General features: G+C 42.5%; 8 protein-coding genes and 1 pseudogene. All 9 read right to left on the reverse strand.

The genetic code is table 11. The features are described 5' to 3' along the window. Positions 1 to 148: 148 nt before the first annotated feature. Entirely contained in the window at positions 149 to 349 is a 201-nt protein-coding gene (locus DW922_RS16955; RefSeq protein ID WP_006858003.1) for a helix-turn-helix domain-containing protein, read from the reverse strand. Next, positions 342 to 785, reverse strand: a complete 444-nt coding sequence (locus DW922_RS16960) for a sigma-70 family RNA polymerase sigma factor (protein ID WP_006555732.1) — start codon at positions 783 to 785, stop codon at positions 342 to 344. The genes DW922_RS16955 and DW922_RS16960 overlap by 8 nt, the downstream gene beginning before the upstream one ends. A 160-nt stretch (positions 786 to 945) precedes the next feature. Next, a complete protein-coding gene (locus DW922_RS16965) occupies positions 946 to 1,587 on the reverse strand; it encodes an ABC-2 transporter permease (RefSeq protein WP_118727147.1) in 642 nt (213 codons plus the stop codon). Position 1,588: 1 nt separating this feature from the next. Continuing rightward, positions 1,589 to 2,446: an ABC transporter ATP-binding protein gene (locus DW922_RS16970; protein WP_118727148.1), complete on the reverse strand. Its 858-nt coding sequence runs from the start codon at positions 2,444 to 2,446 to the stop codon at positions 1,589 to 1,591. A 3-nt stretch (positions 2,447 to 2,449) separates the two neighbouring features. Next, positions 2,450 to 2,824 carry a GntR family transcriptional regulator gene (locus DW922_RS16975; RefSeq protein WP_118727149.1) on the reverse strand — a complete coding sequence of 125 codons (375 nt, stop codon included), beginning with the start codon at positions 2,822 to 2,824 and terminating at the stop codon, positions 2,450 to 2,452. A gap of 181 nt (positions 2,825 to 3,005) precedes the next feature. After that, positions 3,006 to 3,134 (reverse strand): annotated as a pseudogene (locus DW922_RS16980) (Maff2 family protein); the annotation flags it as partial. Positions 3,135 to 3,217: 83 nt separating this feature from the next. Then, a complete protein-coding gene (locus DW922_RS16985; RefSeq protein ID WP_002304334.1) occupies positions 3,218 to 3,610 on the reverse strand; it encodes a helix-turn-helix transcriptional regulator in 393 nt (130 codons plus the stop codon). A gap of 5 nt (positions 3,611 to 3,615) precedes the next feature. After that, on the reverse strand, positions 3,616 to 3,936 hold the full coding sequence (locus DW922_RS16990) for a hypothetical protein (RefSeq protein WP_002304332.1): 321 nt from the start codon (positions 3,934 to 3,936) through the stop codon (positions 3,616 to 3,618). A 12-nt stretch (positions 3,937 to 3,948) separates the two neighbouring features. Continuing rightward, positions 3,949 to 5,220 (reverse strand): VirD4-like conjugal transfer protein, CD1115 family (locus DW922_RS16995; RefSeq protein ID WP_118727150.1); only part of this gene is annotated, 1,272 nt, incomplete at its 5' end.

Genomic DNA, 5,220 nt, shown 5'->3' on the forward strand with positions numbered 1-5,220 from the left:
AAAAAAACGGCAGCCTTTTTTTGGTTTCACTATCTAATACGGAACTTTTGGAAATTTGCCAAAAATGAGCGCAAAAAAAGCAGCAAATCTTTTTCGGATTTACTGCTTCATGTGCCGCTGCGGGGCGGCGGGATATTCAGTTTCTATGTTATCGGTCAAGCCGGAACTTGAACAGGCTTTCAATCAGCTTTGTTCTGATGTAGTCCTCCATATCAGAGTTGTAATAGCCGTTCATCTTAGAGAAGTAGCGGATATATCCAGCGTATCGGTCAAGGACGGCTTGTATCGCTATGGGGTCGCCCTCATGTGCCTTTATGATAGTGTCATAGGGGAGAAGTCGGTTACTCATGGGACAGCACCTCCATTTCCTCTTTTAGCCGCTTCAAGGCAAGCCGTATATGCCGCCCGATTGTGCTGCGTGTCCAGCCGCTTTGTTCTCCGATTTCTTTCTGCGTCAAGTGCTGAAAGTAGTACAAAAAGATTTCTTCCTGCGTCTGTTCCGGCAATCGGGCAAGAGCAGCCGCAAGAGAACAGCTATCTAAAAGTATCGTCTGCCCCCGGACAGAGAACGGATAAGTTTCGCCATAGTCCGGCACTTGAAAATACTCGTCTGTGGTGCTTAGTTGGACAAACTTTTCTTCGGTCAGATATTCAAGGGAGATTTCCCGTTTCCATCTCGCCGCCAGCATACGGGCAGCGTCAAAGGACGCATGGCGAATAACAATCCGGCAATAGGTATCATGGGTATAGCGGATATGTTCTTGATAGGCTTCGTATTCAGTCATGGAAAATCCCCCTTTCTTCGATTATGGGAAAGGGCGGCAGCACTCCTTGCTGTCGCCCCTTGATTGCCTATCTGCAAAGGCAGGCGGGGCTGTCAACGGTGGGCGCAGCCCATTTACCTGCCGTTGACTGGCTCGGCCGGTTTTGCTAATCAAACTTTTTCTATATCAAATCTTTTTTAGCAAAAATCTTATTTGAAATCACAAACGATACAAGCCATATCAAAATCCCGCAACCACACGTAATAGCTGCTGCTATTCCTGAATTTGATTGCATAAGTGAAACTAATTTTGAGGGAACGCTAATTCGCTTTGCTATGTCGATAATAACAGGGGAAAGAAATAGCAAAAAGCACACAAACTTTGTCTTTTCATACCCAAACTTATATTGTATCGGAAGAAAAATGCCCATTCCAAACGCTTGAATTAGAAAGACCAACGCAGCAGTTTGAGCAAAGTTATCAAGTTTAAGCTCTGGAACAAATTGCATTTCAACCAAATAAGCGATACAGCAGATTACATAAATAATAAAATACAGTGCATATTTTGAAACAATTACTTTTCCTTTGGTATAAGGAGTTGAAGAAAGCAGAGCAGTTGCTTTCGGATATTGATTTTCTTTTTCAGATATTGCTAAATTAAACGCGACTGAAGAAATCAAAACTGCCATTAACAGACTAATCATACCGCCCATTTGAGGCTGCCGCCATGCAAGTAATAATGGCAGGCCAAACGCTATTGCAACAACTCCCAAAGTATAACCTTTGACTATTGTCAAATCTTTCTTTATCAGAGGTATCAACATCTTATTCACCTTCCTTTACATACGCCAGCATTATATCCTCTATCGAAGCCCTTTCAAGAAGTATGTCGGGATAAAGAGATTTGATTTTCGACGCATTATCTGAAATTCCTGTAAATCCATATTTGCTTTTTTCAAAGTGAAGCATAAGCGATTTTATATCCGGGGAAAGATACTTGACATCACCTTTAACAACTCTAAATTTTTCAAGCAAGAAATCCTTTTCTTCTTCAAAAAGAATTTTTCCTGCATTTATCATTATCAACATATCTGCTGATTTATCCAAATCGGTTGTATTATGAGTAGAATAAAAAACAGCTCTACCGCCTGGCTCTATATAGGATTTCAATATGTTAATAAACTGTTCTCTCATTAACGGATCAAGTCCACTGGTCGGCTCGTCCATAATGAGTAATTCCGCATTATGTGATAACGCTAACGCCAAAGCGTACTTCATCTTCATTCCCTTAGACAATGTTCCGATTGTCTGCTCCTGTTGCAAAGAAAATCTTTCCAAATATTGTTTGTAGATGTGATTGTCCCATTCTGAATAGGCAGGAGCAAGTAAAGCCGTCATGTCCTTGATTGTCAATTCGTCATAAAAACAACCACTGTCAAACACAACACCTATTTTATCTTTGAATGTCTTTTCATCTGTTGAAATGTCTTTGCCACGAAACTTGATTATCCCGTCATCTCTATGGACTAAATTCAAAAGTGCATTGATAGTAGTTGTTTTACCTGCACCATTCACACCGATAAATCCGGTTATACAATCCTCATAGATTGAAAAACTGACATTTTTCAGTTCAAAATTCTTATATGATTTTTTCAAGCCGGATACTTCTAAAATTGCAGCCATGTCTTATACCTCCTCGTAAAGAATATCCATCATAGCATTGAGTTCATCTTTACTAATATTTAATGATTTTGCAGTCTGTATCATATCCTGCATTTTTTGTTCTACAAGTCGACGTTTAGAATCTCTTAGTAACTCGACATTACTTGCAGATACAAATGTTCCAATACCAACTTGACTTACGACAAATCCTTCTTGTTCTAATTCCTCATATACTCGACGTATTGTAAGGACACTGACTTTTAAATCGTTTGCAAACGATCGAATTGATGGTAGAGGGTCGCCTTCAACTAATTCGTCTTTCAAAATAGCGTCCTTTATTTGGTCTTTGATTTGTTGATACAAAGGACTGTCGGAAGTGTTTGATATGATTATTTTCACAAACTCACTTCCTCCGTTTTTTAGTGTGATGTTATTACATACACACTATATACTAAATACACTTATTTGTCAAGCGATTTAAAGGCAAATACAAAACGCAGGACAAGTGATGATGTCCTGCGCTTCTGGAAATAGTAGGCGGCTGTCTATCAAATTCATGTGTGTTACTTTACCGTACATGAGCATTTGCGCCGGGGTTATCGTTGCCGTAGCCCTCAAGCAGATTGATTGCACCCCAGATGCCAAGACCTGCGCCCAGAGCGATAACGAGAGTCTGAAGAACGGTTACTGCGCTATTGAAAAATGCCATAATATTTTCCTCCTAAAATTTGAAATTGTTTTGAGAATAGAAAAAGCCCTCCGTACTACCGGCATCAAAACCGGACGGAAGGCTTAGTTTACGAGAATCTTTTCAAGGAACTCCTCGACGGTTATCACGCCAAGTTTCTGTTCCATTCTGCTTCTTGCATATTCAGTTTCACAATCATATATATCACCACCACCTTTCATAAGAAACAGCCAATACATTGACTGCAACAAATCTTCACGAGAAGCACAGATTGTCGGTGAAAAAACGACAGGTGAAACCTTCAGAACCTCTGCGAGTTTCGCTGTGGTTTCTGCATTAGGGGTTCGAGCGTTTTTCTCATACTGAGCAATACGGACATCCGCTGTTTTCTCGGAATACCCCATCAGGAGTCCAAGCTCTTTCTGGGTAAGGCGGCGAAATCGTCTAACGAACTTCAATCGCTGCCCAATAGAGGTATCCGTGATCCACCAAGTCATTTTTTTTACACCTCGCTTTCTGCAAATTCTCGATATACAACCTCATTTTTTGCTCTGCGCTTGCCTACGGCTTCACTGGGAGCAAGGTCAGGGTAGGTTGCCTGCACTTTCTGTCTGCTTCTGCGGACAGTTTCAAACCCCGGAAAGCTGCGTCTATCCAGTTCCTTCAAAAACACAGGAACCGTCATGGCATGAATGTCGATGCCACGCAGACCGGAATAGTGTTCCAGTACCATCAGGTACAAATGATTGTCGGTATTTCTTGCCTTGTGGTCGTGTTCCAAGATGTTCTTAACCAGGGCAGATACCGTTTTCAGATTTTCCAAACAGAAACCTCCTTAATCCGCATCGACTACCACAAACTCATCACCTGCCTTGAGCTTCAACCTTCGACTCAGAAACTGCTCAATGTTGAACTCATTTCTCTTATCAAAGTCTGATGTGTACTTATAATTGGGGTGCTGCGTCAGATCGTACTTGTCAGAAAGAAACGGTCTGACACCACGCAACTGCAAAATACACTTGCTGCCATCCAGAACCGCAAGCTCATCTACGCTCGCAAGGTCTTTGCCTAACTTCTGATAATTCAAGCCGTAAGACGGGCTGTTACCTCTGGTGTTGGAGGTGTTGTAGGTGTCGATAGTTTCTTTTCCCAATGCCTGATTCAGTTCTTTGAGCGTGGTTGGCTCAGAACCACCCAGGAAAATTCGGGAATCCATGTTGCCGATGATGGTATCGGCATTGTCTTTATAAATGGCTTTCAGCTGTGATTGTGCCTGGAGAACAAGGCAAGCCGATATTTCACGGCTTCGGATTGTCGCTACCAGTTTTTCCAGATTGGGAATCTGACCGATGTTTGCCATCTCATCAATCAAGCAGCGCACATGAACCGGCAGTCTGCCGCCGTACACATCATCTGCTTTCTCGCACAACAAGTTGAACAGCTGTGTGTAAATCATGGAGATCAAAAAATTAAACGTCGCATCCGTATCTGACATAATCAGAAAGAGCGCCGTTTTCTTATCTCCGAGAGTATCCAACTGCAACTCGTCATAGGCAGTCACATCTCTGACCTCCTGAATATCAAAAGGAGCCAGACGAGCGCCGCAGGAAATCAAAATCGACTTAGCGGTCTTGCCGGCAGCCAGCTTGTATTTTTTATACTGACGGACTGCAAAGTGATTCGGCTTTTTCTTTTCCAGGGCTTCAAACATCAGATCCACCGGGTTCTGGAACTCCTCATCATCTTCCCGCACCTCCATTGCGTTCAGGAACTCAATCAGGGTGGAGAAATTCTGTTCCTCAACCGGAGCTTCATAGTGGATATATCCGATCAAGGCACAGTAGAGCAGCGTTTCCGCCTTCGTCCAGAACTCATCACCGGCTTTTCCATCACCCTTTGTGTTGGCAATCAGCGTTGTCACCAGTTTCAGAATGTCTTTTTCTGAATGGATATAGGCAAATGGGTTATAGTGCATCGACTTCTGAAAGTTGATGGTGTTGAAAATCTTGATGGTGTAGCCATGCTTCAAAAGGGCGTTGCCGCACTCAATCACGATGCTGCCTTTCGGAAGCGTTTCGTCAAGACAGAATGTGCATTTTATTTGCAA

Origin of the sequence: Clostridium sp. AM42-4, assembly GCF_003480105.1 — a bacterium.
Lineage (GTDB): Bacteria > Bacillota > Clostridia > Lachnospirales > Lachnospiraceae > Brotaphodocola.

What these genes read in the sequence shown, in the direction of transcription:
- DW922_RS16985 (WP_002304334.1), bottom strand. Translation starts at nt 3,610, where the DNA reads ATGACTTGGTGGATCACGGATACCTCTATTGGGCAGCGATTGAAGTTC.
- DW922_RS16965 (WP_118727147.1), bottom strand. Translation starts at nt 1,587, where the DNA reads ATGTTGATACCTCTGATAAAGAAAGATTTGACAATAGTCAAAGGTTAT.
- DW922_RS16970 (WP_118727148.1), bottom strand. Translation starts at nt 2,446, where the DNA reads ATGGCTGCAATTTTAGAAGTATCCGGCTTGAAAAAATCATATAAGAAT.
- DW922_RS16955 (WP_006858003.1), bottom strand. Translation starts at nt 349, where the DNA reads ATGAGTAACCGACTTCTCCCCTATGACACTATCATAAAGGCACATGAG.
- DW922_RS16960 (WP_006555732.1), bottom strand. Translation starts at nt 785, where the DNA reads ATGACTGAATACGAAGCCTATCAAGAACATATCCGCTATACCCATGAT.